Genomic DNA, 18,871 nt, shown 5'->3' on the forward strand with positions numbered 1-18,871 from the left:
CGCTCCGATCGATAACCACAATTTGGAGACACGTCATGAACACCGCCATACACCCCGTCGATCGCATTCTGCCGAAGCGCCAGATGATCACGCTCGGCTTGCAACACATGCTAGTGGCTTACATCGGCGCCATCGCGGTGCCGCTGATCGTCGCGTCGGCGCTGAAGATGTCGCCGGCCGACACCACCGTGCTCATCAGCACGGCGCTGTTTTGCTCGGGCATCTCGACGATTCTGCAAACCGTCGGCATCTGGAAGTTTGGTGTGCGTCTGCCGATTCTGCAGGGCGTCGCATTCAGCAGCGTCGGACCGGTCATTGCGATCGGCACGAGTCCGGGTGTCGGTTTCGCCGGCGTGTGCGGCGCGGTGATTGGCGCGGGTCTGTTCACAATGTTCGCCGCACCGCTGGTCGGGCGCTTACGAAGGTTCTTTCCGCCTGTGGTGACCGGCTGCATCGTGACCGTGATCGGCTTGCAATTGTTTCCCGTCGCGTATCAATGGGCCGGTGGTGGCGAGGCCGCGCAGCAGCAGTTCGGCGCGCTGCCCTTCCTGAGCGTCACGCTGTTCGTCGCGCTGGTGATTCTCGCGATCAACCGTTTTGCCAATGCGTTCCTGCGCAATCTGTCCGTGCTGATCGGTTTGATTGCCGGCGGCATTCTGGCGTGCTCGCTCGGCATGGGCAACTTCGCGAGCGTGGCGCAAGCACCGTGGTTCACCATGCCGGTGCCGTTTCACTTCGGCACGCCCGTGTTTTCGCTGGTGCCGGTGTTGACGATGATCGTCGTGATGGTGGTGCAGATGGTCGAATCCATGGGCCTGTTCGTCGCGATCGGCGACATCGTCGACAAGGACGTGAGCGAGGAGGACGTGGTGCGCGGCATGCGTGCCAACGGTCTGGCGAGCGCGATTGCCGGCATGTTCGCGGCTTTTCCGTTCATCGCGTTCATGGAGAACGTTGGCCTCGTCATTCTGACCGGCGTGCGCAGCCGCTGGGTGGTGGCGATCAGCGGCGTGCTGATGTGCGTGGTGGCGCTGGTGCCGAAGATCGGCGCGGTGGTTGCGTCGACGCCTTCCGCCGCGCTCGGCGGCGCAGGTATCGCCATGTTCGGCGTTGTGGTCGCGGCCGGTGTGCAGACGCTGGCGAAAGTTGACTTCGAGCGCAATCGCTACAACGTGTTGATCGTCGGCTTTACGATCGCCACCGCGTTGATTCCGGTGATGGCGCCGCAAGTCTTCAAGCACATGCCCGACTGGACGCAACCGTTCCTGCACAGCGGCGTGGTGCTGGCGTGCCTCGTTTCCGTCGTGCTGAACGCGGTGCTCAACGGCGCGCATGAAGAGGACGTCGTGCCGGCGCACAACATGGTCCGCGAATAAGCGGACGTTGCATGACGAGCGCGGCTGTCTTTGCAAAGACAGCCGCTTCGCAGTAACTGAAAGGATATCGAATCGTGAGCATGCAAACTGAAGCGTTGCTGATCAAAAACCCTGTCGCGGTGATGAGCGGAATGAGCGGCGAGCGCGCAAGGCTCGGCCAGGTCGATCTGCGGATTCGCAATGGCCGTATCGAAACCATCGCGCCGAATCTCGACCCGCGTGCCGATGAACGCGTGATCGACGCGCGTTCGTGCGTGGTGTATCCGGGCTGGGTGAACACGCATCATCATCTGTTCCAGAATCTGCTGAAGGCCGTGCCGTCCGGTATCAATGCGGATTTGCAGGAATGGCTGGCTGCCGTGCCGTATCCGCGTCTCGCGCGCTTTACGCCGGAGCTGGCGCGCGTTGCCGCTCGCCTGGGTCTTGCCGAGTTGCTGCTCTCCGGCGTGACGACCTGTGCCGATCATCACTATCTCTACCACGCAGACGGCACCACCGAAACCGGCGATCTGCTATTCGACGAAGCGGCGTCGTTCGGCATGCGCTTCGTGTTGTGCCGGGGCGGCGCATTGCAGGCGGCGGGGGATCATCCGGGGTTTTCCAAAGTCGCGCTCAAGCCTGAGACGCTCGATCAGATGCTCGCCGATATCGAACGTTTGAAGTCGCGCTATCACGACGGTGGCGATGCCTCGATGCGTCGTGTCGTAGTCGCGCCGACCACGCCGACGTTTTCCCTGCCGCCCGAACTACTGCCTGAAGTCGCGCGCGCGGCCCGCCGAATGGGTTTGAGGTTGCATACGCATCTGTCCGAGACGACCCGCTACGTCGACTTCTGCAAGGAGCGCTTCAACAAACTGCCGGTCGAGTTCGTCGCTGATCACGAGTGGCTTGGTCCGGATGTGTGGTTCGCGCATCTCGTGCATCTGCAAGCGAGCGAGATTGCGATGCTCGCTGAAACCGGCAGTGGATGCTCGCATTGCCCGGTCAGCAATGCGCGCTTGGGTAGCGGCATCGCGCCCGCGCCGCAGATGGCCGCCGCTGGCGTGCCAATGTCGCTCGCCGTGGACGGCGTGGCGTCGAACGAATCCGGCAGCATGACCAACGAAGCGCATTTCGCATGGCTCGTGCATCGCGCGGCGCAGGGCGCGTCGGCGACCACGGTGGAAGAGACGATTCATTGGGGCAGCGCGGGCGGCGCGGGCGTGCTCGGACTCGATGCGGTCGGCACGCTTGAAGTAGGCATGGCGGCGGACTTCGTGCTGTATGACGTCAGCGATCTGCGCTTCAACGGTTTTCATGATGTCGCCGTTGCGCCGGTGACGGCCGGCGAGCCGGCGCGCGTTCGTTATAACGTGGTGAACGGTCGCGTGGTGGTGGATAACGGCGTGATTCCCGGTCTCGATCTCGACGCGCTGCGTTATGAAGCCGCCGAGGGCGTGAAGTTATTGCTCGCCGATTAAGGCAAGAGCAAAGGACGCGTTACGATGCAAAGCAAACGAATTCGGCTCGGCATTCTGACACCGTCGTCGAACACCGCGCTCGAGCCGATGACGGCGGCAATGCTGAGCGAACTGCCGCACGTCAGCGCGCATTTTGCCCGCTTCACGTTGACGGAGATCGCGCTGTCCGAGCAGGCGCTCGGACAGTTCGACGTGAGCCGGATTCTGGCGGCCGCGCGCCAGTTGGCCGATGCTCGGGTGGACGTGGAGCCGTTGGTGCGTGGAGGCGGTTGCTTATGGAAGTGCGGTAAGTTCTTGCCTTTAAGGCATGACGCCGCGCCGCCCGCCGCCGAATCGACCGGCCGGAGGGCGCGACTCGAAACGCCCCCCGGCACCCGTCGCGCTAAACTTTTGGAGCCATCCCCGGTGGCTGCCCCGCCACCCTCAAATATTCGACTCCCTCGGCAAACGACAAATTCATTTGCCGCCCATCCCGCAGGCGAATACTGATCGTCCGATCCCGCTCATCGCGCGAGCCCACCACGACCAGAAACGGCACCTGCTTCTCGCGCGCATCGAAGATCTTCTTCTCCAGCCGTTCGGGCCGGCTATCAAGCACCGCCCTGAAACCCGCATCATCGAGCGCCTGCATGACCTCTTGCGCGTAAGCGCTATTCGCATCGCTAATCGTCGCGACCACGACCTGTTCAGGAGCCAGCCACACCGGCAACCATCCCTCGTGATGTTCGAGCAGCATCGCGATGAACCGCTCCATACTGCCGAGTACCGCGTGATGAATCATCACAGGCCGCTCACGCTCATTGCGCTCGTTGACGAACTCCGCGTCGAGCCGCTCGGGCAGCACGAAATCGAGCTGGATCGTGCCGCACTGCCAACTCCGCGCACGGCTGTCCTTCAGATGAAATTCGAGTTTCGGCCCATAAAAAGCGCCCTCTCCTTCAAGCACGTCGAATTCAAGCGCAGCCGCACGCGCCGCGTTCGCCAACGCATCTTCCGCGCGATCCCACGTTTGATCGGCGCCCGCGCGCATAGCCGGCCGCGTCGCGAGCGCGACCTTGAACCCGGGAAAACCGAGATCCGCATAGACCGCACGCAGCAATGCACAGAAGCGGCCGACTTCCGCCTCGATATGAGCCTCCGTGCAGAACACGTGCGCATCGTCTTGCACGAAAGCACGCGTGCGCTTCAGTCCTTCAAGCGAACCCGACGGCTCATCGCGATGACACGCGCCGAACTCGCTGTACCGCACCGGCAACTCGCGATAAGACCGCACGCGCTGATTGAACACCTGCACATGACAGGGACAACTCATCGGCTTCAGACACAGCGCGCGGCCTTCTTCCGCATCGGCCAACGAATACATCGCCGCGCCGAACTTCTCCCAATGCCCGCTCTTTTCCCACAGCGAGCGCGCCAGCAGTTGCGGCGTGCGTATCTCGCGAAACCCCGCGCGACGCATGCGCGCACGCACATAATCTTCGAGCACGCGATACAGCTCCCAGCCGCGCGGGTGCCAGAAAACCATGCCGGCGCCTTCTTCCTGTTGATGGAAGAGGTCGAGTTTGTTGCCGAGTACACGATGGTCGATATCGTTCACTGTCTTGCTCCATTGATCGGTTACCGCGAATGGATGCCGCAAACGGAGGTCCAGAAACGCCAAAGGCCCCGTCCGTTTCCGGCGAGGCCTTTGGTGGTTCCCACAGCGTCCTGCTTCTAGTGCGCGCAACCTCCAGACGACCCGCCTGTGAAGGTGGTCGTCGTGGTGGTGACGGCTGCGAAGGGAATCGAGTGGAAGTCCATGGATCGACGGTAAGCGATTTTGTAACGCGACGTCAATCGCATTCTTGTCGCGCTCTGGTCAGAACGGCATGTTAAACGCTACGATGCATGTCTGATCCGAAGTCCGTGCGTCTGCGCGAAACTTCGGTCTGCACCACTCAACCGATCAATCGAGCCTCTGACCTTGACTATCCATATCCGTCCCGCTCGCTCCGCCGACGCAGCGTTGATTCTTCGCTTCATCACCGAACTCGCTGTGTACGAAAAAGCGGAGCACGAAGTCGTCGCAACCGTCGACGACATCGAAGCGAGCCTGTTTTCCGCCGCTTCCAGCGCGAAGGCGCTGATCTGCGAGATGAACGGCGAGCCCATCGGCTTTTGCGTCTACTTTTTTTCGTATTCCACCTGGCTCGGCAAGCAGGGGCTTTATCTGGAAGACCTGTACGTGTCGCCGGCATCGCGCGGCAGCGGCGCGGGCAAACAGATGCTGCGCCACCTCGCGCGCATTGCCTGCGACACCGGTTGCGGCCGCTTCGAATGGAGCGTGCTCGACTGGAACGAGCCGGCCATCGGCTTTTACGAATCGATCGGCGCGAGCGCGCAAAGCGAATGGGTACGGTATCGGTTAGCTGGAGACGCGCTGAAGAAGTTTGCCGAGGGCGACGCGTGAGTGGTGCGCGTATTCGCGCGCCCGCCGGCACTCAGTCCGCCGTGCCATTCGCTACGGCGTCTACCTCGAACGCATCGCCCGTGGCAAAGAACGTTCCGCCGGCCACGTAGTGACAGGTGCGCAGATCGGGATCGTCGCCGAAATGCCAGCGGTTGTTCGAATAGACGCGGCTATCCGCATACGCCGCGACCACTTCGCCGATGATCAGATCGTGGCGCTGGCTATCGTCCGGAATGACCTTGCACTCCATCCAGGTGATGCAACCCGCGAGCATGGGCACGTCGATCTGTTGCGCGGGGAACGTCTCCAGGTCGAAGGCGGAGAACTTGTCGAGTTCCGTGCCCGCGTTCGTACCCACTGCCAGCGTTTGCGCGGCGAATCCACGGCTCGGCAGCTGCAGTCCGAATACGCCGCTTGCCTCGATCAGTTGTCGCGTGAGCGTGCGGCTATCCACTACCACCACGACCTTCGGCGGGTTGAAGTCGAGCGGCATCGCCCACGATGCCGCCATTACGTTCGAGCGGCCGCCGTGCGCGCTGGTGATGATCGTGACCGGCCCATGATTCAGCAGTTGCGTGGCCCGCGGCAAGGCCACGGGTTCTCGGGTTATTTTCATACGTGATCCCGCATCAAATGAATGGGAGCGATTGTAGCGTCGGGACTCGGGACGCGCCGCGCACGCCATGTCGGGCCGATCCAGGCGAGAATGCAAGACCGTGTCATCCGCTGGAGGAGCCGTGCACATCGCCTGCCTACATGCCGCTGACAGCAACGTCGCCGCGCTCGCGAACTGAAGCTCGAATGTTCACTGAATACATCGTCAAATGGGATTTGCAGCAGGACGGCGCGCCGATTCGCACACACAGCAGCCGGCTGCTGCCGGTGCGCCATCACGGCATTCCCGCGATGCTGAAAGTCGCGCAGGAACCCGAAGAGAAATTCGGCGCGCGGTTGATGGTGTGGTGGGACGGCGAAGGCGCGGCCCGCGTGCTCGCGCACGATGCCGACGCCCTGCTGCTCGAGCGCGCGCAAAGCAATCACGCGCTGGCGGACCTGGCACGCTCTGGCGATAGCGACTCCGACGACCAAGCCACCGGCATTCTCTGCGCCACCGCCGCGCGGCTCCACGCGCCGCGAAACAAACCACTGCCCGAATTGATCGATTTACCGCGCTGGTTCGCAAGCCTGTGGCCGGCCGCGCAAAAATACGGCGGCTGGTTGCAGGACAGCGCCACCGTCGCGCAAGCTCTGCTCGCCGCGCCGCAAGATCCGGTGGTGTTGCACGGCGACATCCATCACGGCAACGTGCTCGATTTCGGCCTGCGCGGCTGGCTGGCGATCGACCCGAAAGGTCTCTACGGCGAACGCGGGTTCGACTACGCAAACATTTTCTGCAATCCCGACGAGGCGTCGGCGTTGCGACCGGGATGGTTCGAGCGTCGCGTCGAACGGGTCACGCGAATAGCTGGACTCGATCGGCGCCGTCTGCTGCAGTGGATACTGGCGTGGTCCGGTTTGTCCGCGGCGTGGATTCTTGAGACGGGCCAGGCGCCCGACATCGATATGGAGATCGGCAGGCTGGCTGCCGAGGCGCTCAAGCGCTAAAGCGCAAGTAACGTCGGGCAAATCAGGGCGGCAACTCGTAAGCCGCCGCCCGGCGTGCATCAGTGCGGCGCTTTACCGTTGGGCACGGCGTCCAGTGGCTTGTGCTGTTCCTCGCCAAGCCCCGGGAAGAACGCGTTCCAGGCGGCGCGCACGCCTTGGGCCGCAGTGGCCTCGGCGGCGATCGATTCGGCTTCGCCTTCGCCGGCTGTCGATGGATCGGCGGACAAGCCGCGCCAGTGGGTGAACACGAGCAACGGTTTCTCGGTCCATACGCCATCGCCAAACTTCGCAAAGGCCGTGTCCCCGCTCGTCAACTGCACCTCATACCAGCCTTCACGGACGGGCGTGTGGGCCTCAAGCTCAAACCACGGGGTCGGTTCGATTTCCTTCATGTCGTCTCCGGTCGGATAGATCATCATAGATAACCACAACAAAGGCTTTTTTCATGCCGGCGCCAGGCGACGGCCCGGCAAGCGCGCTTGCAGCACCGCATGTCACGCGATGTTGCGGTGCGGCGTGGGCGGCATGAGCTGCGGGCGATTCGTCGATGTCGCACATTCCGAAATCGCCGCGCATAACCGACACGATAGCGCGACATGGGCCACGCGGACAAACCCAAAAAGTTACGCGCGCGTCTTCGCGGCGGACGCGGCTGCCGGACGACGCTTCGGCTTGCCGTCCAACTCGGCCGCGAGCCCGGCTAGCACACGGATTGCGGGCGCCAGTCGTTCGGCCGGCGTACTGCCGTAACCGATCACGAGCCCATTCGTTTCGGCGCGCGGCTGTAACGCGAAACCGGACAGCGCGCGCGGATTGAGCCCTTGGGCGAGCGCACGTTCGGCGAGCGTCCGATCGTCGATGCGCGGCGGCAAGCGCAGCGTCAGATGCATGCCGCAATTGCCGCCGAGAATCTGCGACGGCGCGAAATGTGTGGTCAGCGCGTCGCGCAACGCCTGCTGCCGCTCGCGGTACAGACGCCGCATGCGCCCGAGATGCCGCCCGAACTCGCCGCTTTCGATGAAATGCGCGAGCGCTAGTTGTTCGAGCCGATGCCCGCCGCGCAGCATCTCCTGCACGGCGATGGCGGTGTGCACGGCGATCGGGCGCGGCAGCACCACGAAGCCGATGCGCAGCGCGGGGAACATCGTTTTGCTGAACGAGCCGACGTACAGCACGGGCGCGTCCTCGACCAGCCCTTGCATGCTGGCGATCGGCTCGCCGGTGTGGCGGAACTCGCCGTCGTAATCGTCTTCGATCAGCCACGCGCCGCTGCGGCGCGCCTGGGCGATCAGCTCCAGACGACGCGCCACGGACAGCACCGAGCCGGTCGGATATTGATGCGCAGGCGACGTGTAGATCAGCTTCGGCGGCTGCGTGCGCCATGCGTCGGATGGCACCGCCATGCCTTCCGCGTCGACGGGTATCGGCCGAGTGGTCAGGTCGCCCAGATTGAACGCGGCCTTCGCGCCGCGATAGCCGGGGTCCTCGACCCACGCGACATCGCCCGGATTGGTGAAAAGACGCACGCACAGGTTCAGCGCCTCCTGCGCGCCCTCCGTGATCACCACCTGCGAGCCTTCGCAGCGCACGCCGCGCGCCATGCGCAAATGTGCGGCGATGGCGTCGCGCAACGCCGGCTCGCCAGCAGGCGTCCCGTAGCCGAGCGCGAGGGGCAACGCGCGCTCCATGGAGCGTTCGAGCGCGCGCCGCCACGCGGCCAACGGGAAACGGTCCAGGGCGGGCGTGCCGGGTGTCAGAGGCAAGGTGTTGTCGGCGTGGGTGCGTGTGGCCGCGAACTGCCCGACGCGGGCCGCGTAGGCCACATCCCGCGCGGCCGGCTGCGAGGGCGGCTCACCGCGTGCGGACGGGCTGGAGAGCGGGCTCACGCGCGTGCCCTTCTTGTCGGCGACCACATAACCCACTGCGGCCAGATGCTCGTACGCGATCACCACCGTGTTGCGCGACACGCCCATTTCCGCTGCGAGCAGGCGCGATGACGGCAGCAGCGATCCCGCCGGCAGACGGCCCGCGAGAATCGCTTGCTGCAGGCGCTCGAGCAATTGTTTTTGCAGCGGCTCGGGCCTTGCGCGGCCACCGGCGGCCACCGACGCAGCCGGACTGGTAAGCGGGCCAATGATCTCGATCATCGCGGCTGGACCTATCAAATGACGTTGACCTGGATCTTTTTAACATACCACGTTTGCCGTATCGTTCTCTCATCATCGACGATCATTCGTAACCGACAGCAACCTTCAACCTTCCTGCATGGGATCAACGATATGGAATCCAGACGCAACGCATTCGACCAGCCGATCGGCGCCCCCGTGCCGGGTTGGAACGGCGCCCAGGCTCCTGGCCGCGAGCCGCTGGCCGGCCGATATTGCCGGATCGAACCGGTGGACGTGGAACGTCACGCCGCGGACCTCTACGATGCGTACAGCTCGGCCACAGACGGCCGCGACTGGACCTATCTGAGCGTCGGTCCGTTCGAGAGCCTCGCCGCTTATCGCGAGCATCTGACGCGCGCCGCCGCGTCCGCCGATCCGCTGCACCACACGGTGATCGACCTGGCGACCGGCAAGGCGGTTGGCACGCTGGCGCTGATGCGGATCGACCGCGCCAACGGCGTGATCGAAGTCGGCCACGTCACGTATTCGCCGCGCCTGAAGCGCACGCGCGTCGCCACCGAAGCGATGTTTCTGCTGATGACGCAGGTGTTCGACAAACTCGGCTATCGGCGCTTCGAATGGAAGTGCGATTCGTTGAACGAGCCGTCGCGCACGGCGGCGTTGCGCTACGGCTTCACGTTCGAGGGGATCTTCCGCCAGGCGATCGTGTATCGCGAACGCAATCGCGATACTGCGTGGTTTTCGATCATCAACAGTGAATGGCCCGCGCTGCGTCCGAGTTATACGCGATGGCTCGATGCCGGCAATTTCGATGCGCAAGGGCAGCAGGTCGAACGGCTGGTGGATCTGATCGCACGGCAGAGGGCGGCGGCGAGCCCCGACGCGCAGTGAGCCGATTGTCGAGCCGGCCGGCATACAACGCTCTTGAGGTGGTCGGCAACCGCAGCGCGCCGGCTCAAACTGTTTGGGCCGGCCGACGCAGCACGATGGTCGGCTTGCCTTTGTACGTGGTGCGAAGTTGCTCACGATACCCGCACTTATGGGCAACGCGCAGCGACGGCAGATTCTCCGGCGCGACGATGCAGGCTGTTTCGCCATCCGGCCACTGCTGGTCGGCCCACTCGAGCGCGGCGCGCACGGCTTCGGTCGCGTAGCCGCGGCCATGCACGGCCGGGTCCAGCGCCCAGCCGACTTCGGGCACCATCAATGACGGCTCGATCTCGCGATGGTAGTCGGCAAAGCCGACTTCGCCGAGAAACCGGCCGCTCTCCTTCTCCCGCACGACCCAATAGCCATAGTTCAGCATCGCCCAATGTCCGGCGTAGCGCAGCAGACGCGCCCAGACTTCTTCGCGTGTAAAGGGCTTGCCGCCGATATAGCGGATCACTTCGGGATCGGACCACATCGCGTAACTTTCGAGGAAATCGTCGCGCGTGTGGGGTCGCAGGATGAGGCGGGGGGTGGTGAGGAGCGTGGGAGCAAGCGACATTGCGTAGGAGCGGATAGTGGATGGGGTGGCTCGGCAATCAGCGGCTCGATGATCGCAGATTTTTTGCACGCCAGGGACGTGTAAAAAATCCCGCCACGCGCGCAGGCCGCAAAGCTATGGCATGCGAACAGACTTCGCCCTACACTCGCCGGGTATGCCGTAAATCCTTGCCACGCTCACCACCGCACCGTCGATGAAACTCCGCCTGCGCTACCTCACCGCGCTGATCGTGAACGTCGCCTTGCCCATGCTCGCCTACCGGCTCGCATTCCCGCACTGGGGCCAGCTTGGCGCGCTGGCCGCGTCGGCGCTGCCGCTGATTGCGTGGATGAGCTGGGACCTTTTGCGCTATCACCATTTCGACGCGCTCAGCGCGCAAGTGCTGATCGGCATCGTGCTCTCGCTGCTCGCACTCAGCATCGGCTTTGGCGGCAATCAGCGAATGCGCGAGATCGCAGATCCGATGGTCTCCGGCATGATCGGCGTGTCGTTCCTGCTGTCGCTCGCGCTGCCCAAGCCGCTGGTGTTTTACCTCGCCCGCTCGACCATGTCGCGTGAGGATCATCGCAGCGTCGAGAGCTTCGAAAGACATTGGCGCGAACGTCCCTCGCTCGCCGCGTACATCCGCCTGATGACGCTCGTTTGGGGCATCGGCATGACGGGCGAGAATATCTTGCGCAGTCTGATCGTCTGGCAATGGCCCGACGATCCGCGCTCGGTCATCGCCTCCAACGTGCTGAGGTACGGCGTCTATGCCGGTCTGACGGCCTGGACCTTCTGGTGCCGCCGGCTCATCAAGCGAGATGCGCTGCGTTATCCGGACGACACCGTGGACCCCGCAAAGACGAACCACCTGGCCAGTTCATAAGCCCGGCTCTCACGCCAGTTCGAGAAAGCGCGCCAGACACGGATTGCGATTCGCCGGCGGCCACGCCGACACCTGCTCGATCAGCGGCGCATCGACCAGCGGCCGGAACACCACGCCTGCCCCTTCGTCGACCAGACTCAGCACCGTCTGTTGCAATTGCACTTCTAAACGTATGTCGGGTTCGAAGCCGCCCGACCGGCAATGCTCGAGCATCGTCGCGCGCAATGTCGGCGCGACTTCTTCGGACGCGAGCACGAACGGCTCACCGGCCAGTTGCGCGATCGTCAGACGCCGCGCGCGAGCCCGCGGATGAAAACAGGATTTGATTGTATCGCCGCTAACCACTACGCTGGCGAATCGCCATTCCTCCCCCACCTTTGCGCGTCGATGTTAGCCACCCTCGAAATCCTGCTTCCCGTCTTCGGCCTGATTTTCGCGGGTTTCGCCTGCCGCCGGCGCAACGTGCTCGGACCCAACTCGGCGTCGGAGCTGAACCGCTTCGTGGTCTGGCTGGCGCTGCCGGCGCTGCTGTTCGACATCATGGCGCACGCCACGTGGCAGCAGCTCTATCAACCTGCGTTCGTCGCCACATTTTCGATTGCGTGCGTCAGCGTGTTCGTGTTGATTCTGGCGATGCGGTTGATGACCGGCCGGCATCTCGCCGATGCGAGCGTCGATGCGATCGCGGCTTCCTATCCGAATACCGGCTACATCGGCTTCCCGCTCGGCATGATCGCGTTCGGCCCGGCGAGCCTGACGCCGACCACGATCGCCACGATCCTCGTCGCCTGCGTGCTGTTCGCGGTGGCAATCGTGCTGATCGAAGTGGGTCTGCAGACCGAGCGCACGCCGCATAAGCTGGGTTTGAAAGTGCTGCGCTCTCTCGCGCGCAATCCGCTGATCGTGTCGCCGATTGCGGGGGTGCTGTTTGCCAGCCTCCATGTCGCGTTGCCGGCCAGCGCGGAGACCTTCCTGAAACTGCTGGGCGGCGCGGCGAGTCCATGCGCGCTGGTGAGCCTCGGCCTGTTCCTCGCCGAAAAGCGCCCATCCGACGCCGGCGCACGAGGCATCTCCTGGCTGCTGACGGGCGTCAAGCTGCTCGTGCAGCCGGCGCTGACCTGGTGGCTGGCGGCGCGCGTGTTCGGACTCTCGTCCACGCTGGTCGAAATGGCGGTCATCCTCGCCGCGTTGCCCACCGGCACCGGCCCATTCATGCTCGCCGAGTTCTACGAACGTGAAGCGCACATCACCTCGCAAACAATCTTGCTGTCGACCGTGGGCTCGATCGTGACCCTCTCGCTGCTGCTGTTGTTGATGGGCCATCGCACCTGAGCGCAGCCAGGCGAATCCCGAACGGCCGACCGGCACGCAAGCTGCACAGACCCGCGCCTCGCGCTATGCTTCGCGAACGAATGGCCCCGATCTGCAACCTTCGCTGGCAATGCGCGAAGCCTGAACCGAGCCGCCGTGCCCGAAGGCCGCCCGCCCGTTCGTTCGCTCGCGCCGCGATATGCGCTCCGATTTTCTACAGTCTTTGTCTCAACGCCTGAGTGCCGGTCACCCAGACTAACGTTTAATCTACTGTGCAACGCAGCCCGGAATCCAATTGGAGCGACATACGATGAAAGCCATCCAGTTCAAATCTTTTGGCGGCCCTGAAGTACTCGACCACATCGATCTGCCGACCCCGCAAGCCGATGCCAACAACGTCGTCGTGCAGATCAAGGCGGCATCCGTGAATCCGAGCGACGTCAAGAACGTCTCCGGGCATTTCGAACACACGGTGCTGCCGCGCACGCCGGGCCGCGACTTTAGCGGCGTGGTGGTGGGCGGCCCGCAGGCCTGGCGCGGCGCTGAAGTGTGGGGCACCGGCGGCGACATCGGCTTCACGCGCGATGGCACTCACGCCGAGTTCATCAAGGTGCCGCTCGCGGCACTCGCACGCAAACCCAAAACGCTGAACCATGCCGAAGCCTCCGCGATCGGCGTGAACTTCGTGGTCGCCTGGCTCGGCACGGTCGAGTACGCGCGCCTGCAAGCGGGCGAAACTATCGCTGTGATCGGCGCGGGTGGCGGCGTGGGCGGCGCGGTGGTGCAGATCGCCAAGGCGCGCGGCGCCCGCGTGATCGCCGTCGACCGTCATCCGCTCGACGCGGACACGCCGGCGGGCCGCCTGATCGACGACTACGTGCCGTTCGATGAGAACGTCACGGACCGCTTGAGAGCGCGCACCGACGGCGCGGGTGCGAACGTGGTGTACGACACAGTCGGCGGTGTGGCGTTCGAGACCGCGTTGAGCCTCGTCAAACGTCGTGGCCGCGTGCTCGAAATCAGCGGCACGGGCAAGCGCCGCGTCGAATTCGATCTGATCGACTTCTATCACAACGAGACGCAATTGCTGGGCGTGGACAGCGCGAAGCTCGGCGTCGCGGAATCGGCTCCGTTGATGACGGCGCTCGTCGAGGGTTTCGAAGCCGGCAAGCTGACCGGGCCGGCCATCGCGCAGACCTTCCCGCTCGAACGCGCTCGCGAAGCCTACGAGGCCGTGGCCGCCGGCACGCGCGGCCGGGTTGTCATCACAATGTGATCGCCATTGCGGCCGGCGGGCGTGGCGACCCGCCTCTCATCTGGATACGACAGTCACGAAAGCGCATTTGATCTCGCTGGCGGCCGACGTGCTGGTCGGCCGCCTCTACAGCGTGATGGACGCGAAGTCGCCCGCGCCGCCGACCATCGCGCGGGTTGGGGTGCCCGGCATGCCAGGCGGCGAACATATGATTCCGTTGATGTGGACCTGGCTGGCGTCGAGCATGCATTGACACGCATCTTTGCCGGCGCGCTTCTCTCGGACTGAATCGCGCGGAGTCGTCGAATAAAACGCCGACGCGGCCGCGCTACTCAAAGGCACCTTTTCCGCCGCCCGTCGTCACACGCTAAGATTGAGCCCGACGGGGCCGTACGTCGCCCGCAGATGACAGGAAAAGCTTTGCCTCGGAGAATCAGATGCCTGAAGAATATGAAGTGCATGGTCCGCACGACCATGCCGTGGAACATACCGGTCATCACGACGCGGATCCGTTTGCGAGCCGCATGGCCGTGATCACCGCCATTCTTGCGACGATCGGCGCGCTGTGCGCGTACCAGAGCGGCAACAGCGAAAATCTCGCGCTGTACTACAAGAACGAAGCCGCGATCAAAAAGACCGAAGCGTCGAACCAGTGGAACTACTACCAGGCGAAGGGCGAGAAGGAAAATCTCGCCGACCTCGGCGCGGCGCTGTCCACCGGCAACACGGACGCGCATGCGAAATTCCTCGCCGACGTCGACAAATACAAGCAACAGAAAGAGCCGATCCGCGCGAAGGCCGAAGCGCTCGAAAAGGAAGTCGCCGATAACGACACGCACAGCGAAGCGTTGCTGCACGGCCATCATCGCTGGGCACAAGCCACCACGCTGATTCAGGTGGCGATCGCCCTGTGCGCGATCACTTTGCTGACGCGCAAGAAATGGCTGCGCAATCTCTCGTTCGTGGTGGCGGGCGCGGGCGTGATCACCGGCGCGTTGGCGCTATTCTCGGCTTGATGGGTGAAGCGCCGTGCGGCGATAGTGCGCCGCGCTGCGTGAATGAAGGCGTACAGCGTGGTTGATGGATCCGCGGTTCCAGGCGTTTTTTCTGTATAGGCGGCCGGCGTGGTGATTCCCGGCCCGGACTTCGTTGCGTCGCGCATGGGTTTTAAAGAGATACCCACGGCGTGGCTTCATGACATAAATTGAGGAGGACGTACCATACGCGCGCCTGCGGCGAACATTGCAAGCGGCGCGACCTGTCATGGAGGTCCCGCGGTGAGAGAAACAACTGGTCCGTCAGGCGAGGTGACAGCCGATCTCGAGGAAAGCATTCTTCTGCCGCAGCTCAGCTGTCCTGCGGGCAAGATCGGCGTAGCCGTCGGCGCTATGTTGGAGCGATCGAATCACTCTGTCATCATGACGTCATTCGATCTGCTCGACCTGCACGCGAACGAGCGAGTGCTCGAAGTCGGCCTCGGCAACGGCGGCCACATCGCGTTCGTGCTCGATCAAGCCGAGAGACTGCGCTTCACCGGCATCGATATATCGCCGACCATGATCGCCGCCGCTCGCAGCCGCAACGCGGCTTTTGTGCGCGACGGCCGTGTCCGGTTCGAAACCGTCGACGTCGTTGCCATGCCGTTCCCCACCGCCTCGTTTGACAAAGCGGTGACGAGCAACTGCACGTATTTCTGGCCGGACCTGCCGGCCGGCCTCAAGGAAATTCGCCGCGTGTTACGTGTGGACGGCACGCTGGTCATCGCGGCCATCACACCAGAGGCAGCAATCGAAATGCCTTTCGCCGAGTACGGTTTCACCGTGCACGACGCAGTAGCACTCGAAGCCGCCTGCCTGGCTGCGGGATTCGATCGGATCGGCATTACCCGCTACCTCGAACCGCTCAGCGATCCGCCGCAAGAGCATAACCCGCGTGAGTTTTATCTGCTGCGAGCATGCGCCGTCTGACGCGAAGGCGTACATCGCAGCGATACGTGGCAAGGCTCAATGCGCGATACCGTGTGCGCGTTCGAGCAACAACTCGCGCTCGCGCGCATTGCGCGTCATTCCGGCGGCGCGTTCGAATTCGGCGCGCGCTTCTTCCATACGTCCCAGCTTCGCCAGCAGATCGCCGCGCACACTCGGCAGCCAGTGATAGTTCGCCAGCGCGGCGTCGCTTGCCAGCGCATCGACGATCTCCAGGCCGGCCGCCGGACCGAACGCCATGCCGGCCGCCACCGCGCGGTTCAACTCGACCACCGGCGACGGCGCCACCTGCGCAAGCGCGTCATACAACGCGACAATCTGCACCCAGTCGGTATCGCTCGCCCGACGCGCACGGGCGTGACACGCGGCGAGCGCTGCCTGCAGCGCATACGGGCCGCTCGCGCCGCCTAGCGCATGCGCGCTGTTGAGCGCGGCCAGCCCGCGACGGATCAGCAGCGGATCCCAGCGGCTGCGATCCTGATCGAGCAGCAGCACCGGGCGCCCTTGTGCATCCGTGCGCGCATGCGTGCGCGAGGCCTGAATCTCCATCAGCGCGACGAGGCCGTGCACTTCGCTTTCGTCGGGTACCAGACCGCTCAGCACGCGGCCGAGTCGCAGCGCTTCCTCGCAGAGCGCCGGACGCATCCAGTCGTCGCCGGCCGTGGCCGAATAGCCTTCATTGAAAATCAGATAGATGACCTGTAGCACCGAGGCGAGCCGCGGCGCCCGCGCGTCGGCCTGCGGTACCTCGAACGGCACCTTGGCCGCCGAGAGCGTGCGCTTGGCCCGCACGATACGCTGTGCGACGGTCGGCTCCGGCACCAGAAACGCGCGCGCGATTTCGTCCGTGGTGAGGCCGCCGAGCAGGCGCAGGGTAAGCGCGACGCGCGCGTCGGTCGACAACACCGGGTGGCACGCGGTGAACACGAGCCGCAGCAGGTCGTCGCCAATATCGTCGGCGCGGGCGGCATCGAGGGCATCGACGAAATCGGGCACGAGATGCGTCTCCAGCGCGTCGAGATCGTGGCCCAGCTCCTGACGCTTGCGGGCATGCAGCGCTTCCTGCCGCAAGCGGTCGAGCGCACGGTTCTTTGCGGTCGCCATCAGCCATGCTCCCGGGTTGTCGGGCACGCCCGCGTCGGGCCAATGTTCGAGCGCGGCCACCAGCGCGTCCTGCGCCAATTCCTCGGCGAGCCCGACGTCGCGCACGATCCGCGCGACGTGGGCGATGACCTTGGCGGACTCGATCCGCCAGACTGCCTCGATGGCACGGTGAGTGGCCGCCGTGGTCACGGCTTCAACCTCTCGCCCTGGCATTCGGGTCCATGTAGATGAGCTCCCAGATGTGGCCGTCGATATCCTCGAAGCCGTGCCCATACATAAAGCCGTAGTCCTGCGGCGCGCGCGGTACGGTGCCGCCGGCGGCGAGCGCTTTGGCAACTAGCGCATCCACCTCCGCCCGGCTTTCGCACGACAATCCCACCAGTGCTTCCGTGCTCTCCTTCGGATCGCACAGCGACTTGCGAGTGAACGACTTGAACAGGTCCTTGACCAGCAGCATCGCGTGGATGTTATCGCCGAGAATCAGACAGGCCGCCTGTTCGTTCGTGAATTGCGGTTCGAAGCTCAAACCAATCGCGCTGAAGAAGGCTTTCGACCGTTCGAGATTGTCGACCGCGAGATTGACGTAGATCTGCTTATGCATGACGGAGTCCAATGATCGGTTGTGGACAGGCGCGGCCGTATCGACGATCTCCATGCGTGCCTTGGGTCGCTCGATGCGAAAGCCGTCGCGCCGTGAGCATGATGAATCCCTTCGATAAAGCCGGCGCGGCGCGCGCTTTGCGTTTGAGCTTCAGCGCTTGCCGGCTTCCAGTTCGCGGAACCGGTCCAACTCCGGGCCGGGTTCGAAGTCGTCGAATTCGAACAATTGACGCACTTCGATTTCGCCGTCCGCCTGCTCGCCGGAGGGCGCCGGAAAGCGCCGCGCCCATTCCATGGCTTCCTCACGCGAGCGCACCTGGATCAGCGTGTAGCCGGCAATCAGTTCCGTGGTTTCCGGAAACGGCCCGTCGACCACCGAGCGCTTGCCGCCGCTGTAACGAACGCGCCAGCCTTTCGAACTCGGTTGCAGGCCTGTGGCGTCGAGCAGCACGCCGGCTTTGGCCAGTTCTTCGTGGTACGCGCCCATCGCGGCCATCAGGGACGCTTCCGGCATCTCACCGGCTTCGCTGGCAACGGTGGCTTTGACGAGGATCATGAATCGCATCGCCGTGACTCCTTATCGTTGTGAGAGGAAGAGCCGCGCCCGTGGCTGGCTTCTTACTCACACGACGAGCAACACGCGGCCGGATCGACACCTTTGCCGATCCGCCAGGGAAAACCCCAAGACCACATGCTGTCGATGCGCGAATCGGCTAAAGGAAACAAGGTCCGAGCTTGCGGACTTCGACCGTGCACCACGTTGCAGCCGGGCAGGCTTGGGCAATCGCCAGGGCTTCTTCACGCGTTTCGCAATTCAGGAGGAAGAACCCGCCGACCATTTCCTTGGCTTCGGCGAACGGGCCGTCGAGCAGTTTCGGCTGACCGTCGCGCACCTGCACGCGCACGGCGTCGTTCAAGGAGGTGAGCGATTCGACGGCGACCAGTTTGCCGCGTTCTTTCAGATCGGAGGCGAAGCGGACCATCTGATCGTAGACTTCGCGGCCCGCGGCTTCACCGCGTTCAAGCCGTTGATTCGGGGGTTCGACAATGAGCAGCATATAAGACATGGCGTCTCCGATTTTGATCGCGCCGCGGATGTGAACGCCCCGGAGGCGTATGAACGCAAAACGCGCGTGCGGTGGGCTGGCGAGAGGCAGTCTAACAAGCATGAAAGCCTCCGGCAAACCTGGTCCGGCGCCGATGCCGCGGCCAATGGGGCGTCTTACGGAGAATCGTAAAT

The 18,871-nt window shown here is 63.9% G+C and carries 20 protein-coding genes and 2 pseudogenes; 12 read left to right on the top strand and 10 right to left on the bottom strand.

The genetic code is table 11. The features are described from left to right. Window positions 1-35: 35 nt before the first annotated feature. The 3 genes and pseudogenes from B0G82_RS25705 to B0G82_RS40630 all read left to right on the top strand — a co-directional run. On the top strand, window positions 36-1,376 hold the full coding sequence (locus tag B0G82_RS25705; protein WP_116146476.1) for a nucleobase:cation symporter-2 family protein: 1,341 nt from the start codon (window positions 36-38) through the stop codon (window positions 1,374-1,376). Window positions 1,377-1,450: 74 nt separating this feature from the next. After that, a complete protein-coding gene (locus B0G82_RS25710) occupies window positions 1,451-2,836 on the top strand; it encodes an amidohydrolase family protein (RefSeq protein WP_121309479.1) in 1,386 nt (461 codons plus the stop codon). A gap of 24 nt (window positions 2,837-2,860) precedes the next feature. After that, window positions 2,861-3,082 (top strand): annotated as a pseudogene (locus B0G82_RS40630) (Asp/Glu/hydantoin racemase); the annotation flags it as partial. 136 nt (window positions 3,083-3,218) lie between these two features. On the opposite strand, the gene thrS reads toward B0G82_RS40630, so the two are convergent. Then, window positions 3,219-4,433 (bottom strand): threonine--tRNA ligase, encoded by a 1,215-nt coding sequence (thrS, locus tag B0G82_RS25720; protein WP_121310845.1) that lies wholly within the window; start codon window positions 4,431-4,433, stop codon window positions 3,219-3,221. Between the two features lie 366 nt (window positions 4,434-4,799). Between thrS and B0G82_RS25725 the strand changes: the two genes are divergently transcribed. Beyond that, entirely contained in the window at window positions 4,800-5,285 is a 486-nt protein-coding gene (locus B0G82_RS25725; RefSeq protein WP_116146479.1) for a GNAT family N-acetyltransferase, read from the top strand. 31 nt (window positions 5,286-5,316) lie between these two features. Here B0G82_RS25725 and B0G82_RS25730 read toward each other — a convergent pair whose 3' ends face one another. Then, window positions 5,317-5,901 (bottom strand): flavin reductase family protein, encoded by a 585-nt coding sequence (locus tag B0G82_RS25730; protein ID WP_116146481.1) that lies wholly within the window; start codon window positions 5,899-5,901, stop codon window positions 5,317-5,319. 185 nt (window positions 5,902-6,086) lie between these two features. Between B0G82_RS25730 and B0G82_RS25735 the strand changes: the two genes are divergently transcribed. After that, window positions 6,087-6,890 (top strand): aminoglycoside phosphotransferase family protein, encoded by an 804-nt coding sequence (locus B0G82_RS25735; protein WP_121309480.1) that lies wholly within the window; start codon window positions 6,087-6,089, stop codon window positions 6,888-6,890. Between the two features lie 59 nt (window positions 6,891-6,949). Here B0G82_RS25735 and B0G82_RS25740 read toward each other — a convergent pair whose 3' ends face one another. Together B0G82_RS25740 and B0G82_RS25745 are read right to left on the bottom strand one after the other, a co-directional pair. Next, the gene (locus B0G82_RS25740; protein ID WP_012428912.1) at window positions 6,950-7,282 is read right to left on the bottom strand and encodes a hypothetical protein; all 333 of its coding nucleotides are present in this window, start codon (window positions 7,280-7,282) and stop codon (window positions 6,950-6,952) included. 231 nt (window positions 7,283-7,513) lie between these two features. Next, on the bottom strand, window positions 7,514-9,037 hold the full coding sequence (locus B0G82_RS25745; protein WP_121309481.1) for a PLP-dependent aminotransferase family protein: 1,524 nt from the start codon (window positions 9,035-9,037) through the stop codon (window positions 7,514-7,516). Window positions 9,038-9,169: 132 nt separating this feature from the next. Here B0G82_RS25745 and B0G82_RS25750 point away from each other — a divergent pair, with 132 nt between their 5' ends. Further along, window positions 9,170-9,910: a GNAT family protein gene (locus tag B0G82_RS25750; RefSeq protein WP_121309482.1), complete on the top strand. Its 741-nt coding sequence runs from the start codon at window positions 9,170-9,172 to the stop codon at window positions 9,908-9,910. A gap of 64 nt (window positions 9,911-9,974) precedes the next feature. Here B0G82_RS25750 and B0G82_RS25755 read toward each other — a convergent pair whose 3' ends face one another. After that, on the bottom strand, window positions 9,975-10,508 hold the full coding sequence (locus tag B0G82_RS25755; RefSeq protein ID WP_121309483.1) for a GNAT family N-acetyltransferase: 534 nt from the start codon (window positions 10,506-10,508) through the stop codon (window positions 9,975-9,977). 193 nt (window positions 10,509-10,701) lie between these two features. Between B0G82_RS25755 and B0G82_RS25760 the strand changes: the two genes are divergently transcribed. After that, window positions 10,702-11,376, top strand: coding sequence for a VC0807 family protein (locus B0G82_RS25760; RefSeq protein ID WP_121309484.1), 675 nt, complete (start codon window positions 10,702-10,704; stop codon window positions 11,374-11,376). 9 nt (window positions 11,377-11,385) lie between these two features. Here B0G82_RS25760 and B0G82_RS25765 read toward each other — a convergent pair. After that, a pseudogene (locus B0G82_RS25765) lies at window positions 11,386-11,688 on the bottom strand (LysR substrate-binding domain-containing protein); the annotation flags it as partial. A 75-nt stretch (window positions 11,689-11,763) separates the two neighbouring features. On the opposite strand from B0G82_RS25765, the gene B0G82_RS25770 reads away from it, so the two are divergent. From B0G82_RS25770 to B0G82_RS25790, 5 genes are all read left to right on the top strand, one after another. Continuing rightward, the gene (locus B0G82_RS25770; protein WP_121309485.1) at window positions 11,764-12,708 is read left to right on the top strand and encodes an AEC family transporter; all 945 of its coding nucleotides are present in this window, start codon (window positions 11,764-11,766) and stop codon (window positions 12,706-12,708) included. 289 nt (window positions 12,709-12,997) lie between these two features. Beyond that, complete coding sequence (locus B0G82_RS25775; RefSeq protein WP_121309486.1) at window positions 12,998-13,963, top strand: zinc-binding alcohol dehydrogenase family protein; 966 nt, start codon at window positions 12,998-13,000, stop codon at window positions 13,961-13,963. Window positions 13,964-14,030: 67 nt separating this feature from the next. Further along, complete coding sequence (locus B0G82_RS25780; RefSeq protein WP_241974836.1) at window positions 14,031-14,195, top strand: DUF1427 family protein; 165 nt, start codon at window positions 14,031-14,033, stop codon at window positions 14,193-14,195. Window positions 14,196-14,379: 184 nt separating this feature from the next. Next, window positions 14,380-14,958 carry a DUF4337 domain-containing protein gene (locus B0G82_RS25785; protein ID WP_121309487.1) on the top strand — a complete coding sequence of 193 codons (579 nt, stop codon included), beginning with the start codon at window positions 14,380-14,382 and terminating at the stop codon, window positions 14,956-14,958. A gap of 261 nt (window positions 14,959-15,219) precedes the next feature. Continuing rightward, window positions 15,220-15,909: a class I SAM-dependent methyltransferase gene (locus B0G82_RS25790; RefSeq protein WP_121309488.1), complete on the top strand. Its 690-nt coding sequence runs from the start codon at window positions 15,220-15,222 to the stop codon at window positions 15,907-15,909. A gap of 36 nt (window positions 15,910-15,945) precedes the next feature. On the opposite strand, the gene B0G82_RS25795 is transcribed toward B0G82_RS25790, so the two are convergent. The 4 genes from B0G82_RS25795 to B0G82_RS25810 all read right to left on the bottom strand — a co-directional run bounded on the left by B0G82_RS25795 (window position 15,946) and on the right by B0G82_RS25810 (window position 18,698). Then, window positions 15,946-17,220, bottom strand: a complete 1,275-nt coding sequence (locus B0G82_RS25795) for an RNA polymerase sigma factor (RefSeq protein ID WP_121309489.1) — start codon at window positions 17,218-17,220, stop codon at window positions 15,946-15,948. A 4-nt stretch (window positions 17,221-17,224) separates the two neighbouring features. After that, window positions 17,225-17,632: a VOC family protein gene (locus B0G82_RS25800; RefSeq protein WP_121310849.1), complete on the bottom strand. Its 408-nt coding sequence runs from the start codon at window positions 17,630-17,632 to the stop codon at window positions 17,225-17,227. Window positions 17,633-17,782: 150 nt separating this feature from the next. Beyond that, entirely contained in the window at window positions 17,783-18,196 is a 414-nt protein-coding gene (locus B0G82_RS25805) for a YciI family protein (protein ID WP_121309490.1), read from the bottom strand. Between the two features lie 148 nt (window positions 18,197-18,344). Then, on the bottom strand, window positions 18,345-18,698 hold the full coding sequence (locus B0G82_RS25810; protein ID WP_116146501.1) for a YciI family protein: 354 nt from the start codon (window positions 18,696-18,698) through the stop codon (window positions 18,345-18,347). Window positions 18,699-18,871: the final 173 nt, after the last annotated feature.

Origin of the sequence: Paraburkholderia sp. BL17N1, from assembly GCF_003634175.1 — a bacterium.
GTDB lineage: Bacteria > Pseudomonadota > Gammaproteobacteria > Burkholderiales > Burkholderiaceae > Paraburkholderia.

What these genes read in the sequence shown, in the direction of transcription:
- B0G82_RS25705 (WP_116146476.1), top strand. Translation starts at nt 36, where the DNA reads ATGAACACCGCCATACACCCCGTCGATCGCATTCTGCCGAAGCGCCAG.
- B0G82_RS25730 (WP_116146481.1), bottom strand. Translation starts at nt 5,901, where the DNA reads ATGAAAATAACCCGAGAACCCGTGGCCTTGCCGCGGGCCACGCAACTG.
- B0G82_RS25735 (WP_121309480.1), top strand. Translation starts at nt 6,087, where the DNA reads ATGTTCACTGAATACATCGTCAAATGGGATTTGCAGCAGGACGGCGCG.
- B0G82_RS25740 (WP_012428912.1), bottom strand. Translation starts at nt 7,282, where the DNA reads ATGAAGGAAATCGAACCGACCCCGTGGTTTGAGCTTGAGGCCCACACG.
- B0G82_RS25745 (WP_121309481.1), bottom strand. Translation starts at nt 9,037, where the DNA reads ATGATCGAGATCATTGGCCCGCTTACCAGTCCGGCTGCGTCGGTGGCC.
- B0G82_RS25750 (WP_121309482.1), top strand. Translation starts at nt 9,170, where the DNA reads ATGGAATCCAGACGCAACGCATTCGACCAGCCGATCGGCGCCCCCGTG.
- B0G82_RS25755 (WP_121309483.1), bottom strand. Translation starts at nt 10,508, where the DNA reads ATGTCGCTTGCTCCCACGCTCCTCACCACCCCCCGCCTCATCCTGCGA.
- B0G82_RS25760 (WP_121309484.1), top strand. Translation starts at nt 10,702, where the DNA reads ATGAAACTCCGCCTGCGCTACCTCACCGCGCTGATCGTGAACGTCGCC.
- B0G82_RS25770 (WP_121309485.1), top strand. Translation starts at nt 11,764, where the DNA reads ATGTTAGCCACCCTCGAAATCCTGCTTCCCGTCTTCGGCCTGATTTTC.
- B0G82_RS25775 (WP_121309486.1), top strand. Translation starts at nt 12,998, where the DNA reads ATGAAAGCCATCCAGTTCAAATCTTTTGGCGGCCCTGAAGTACTCGAC.
- B0G82_RS25785 (WP_121309487.1), top strand. Translation starts at nt 14,380, where the DNA reads ATGCCTGAAGAATATGAAGTGCATGGTCCGCACGACCATGCCGTGGAA.
- B0G82_RS25800 (WP_121310849.1), bottom strand. Translation starts at nt 17,632, where the DNA reads ATGCATAAGCAGATCTACGTCAATCTCGCGGTCGACAATCTCGAACGG.
- B0G82_RS25805 (WP_121309490.1), bottom strand. Translation starts at nt 18,196, where the DNA reads ATGCGATTCATGATCCTCGTCAAAGCCACCGTTGCCAGCGAAGCCGGT.
- B0G82_RS25810 (WP_116146501.1), bottom strand. Translation starts at nt 18,698, where the DNA reads ATGTCTTATATGCTGCTCATTGTCGAACCCCCGAATCAACGGCTTGAA.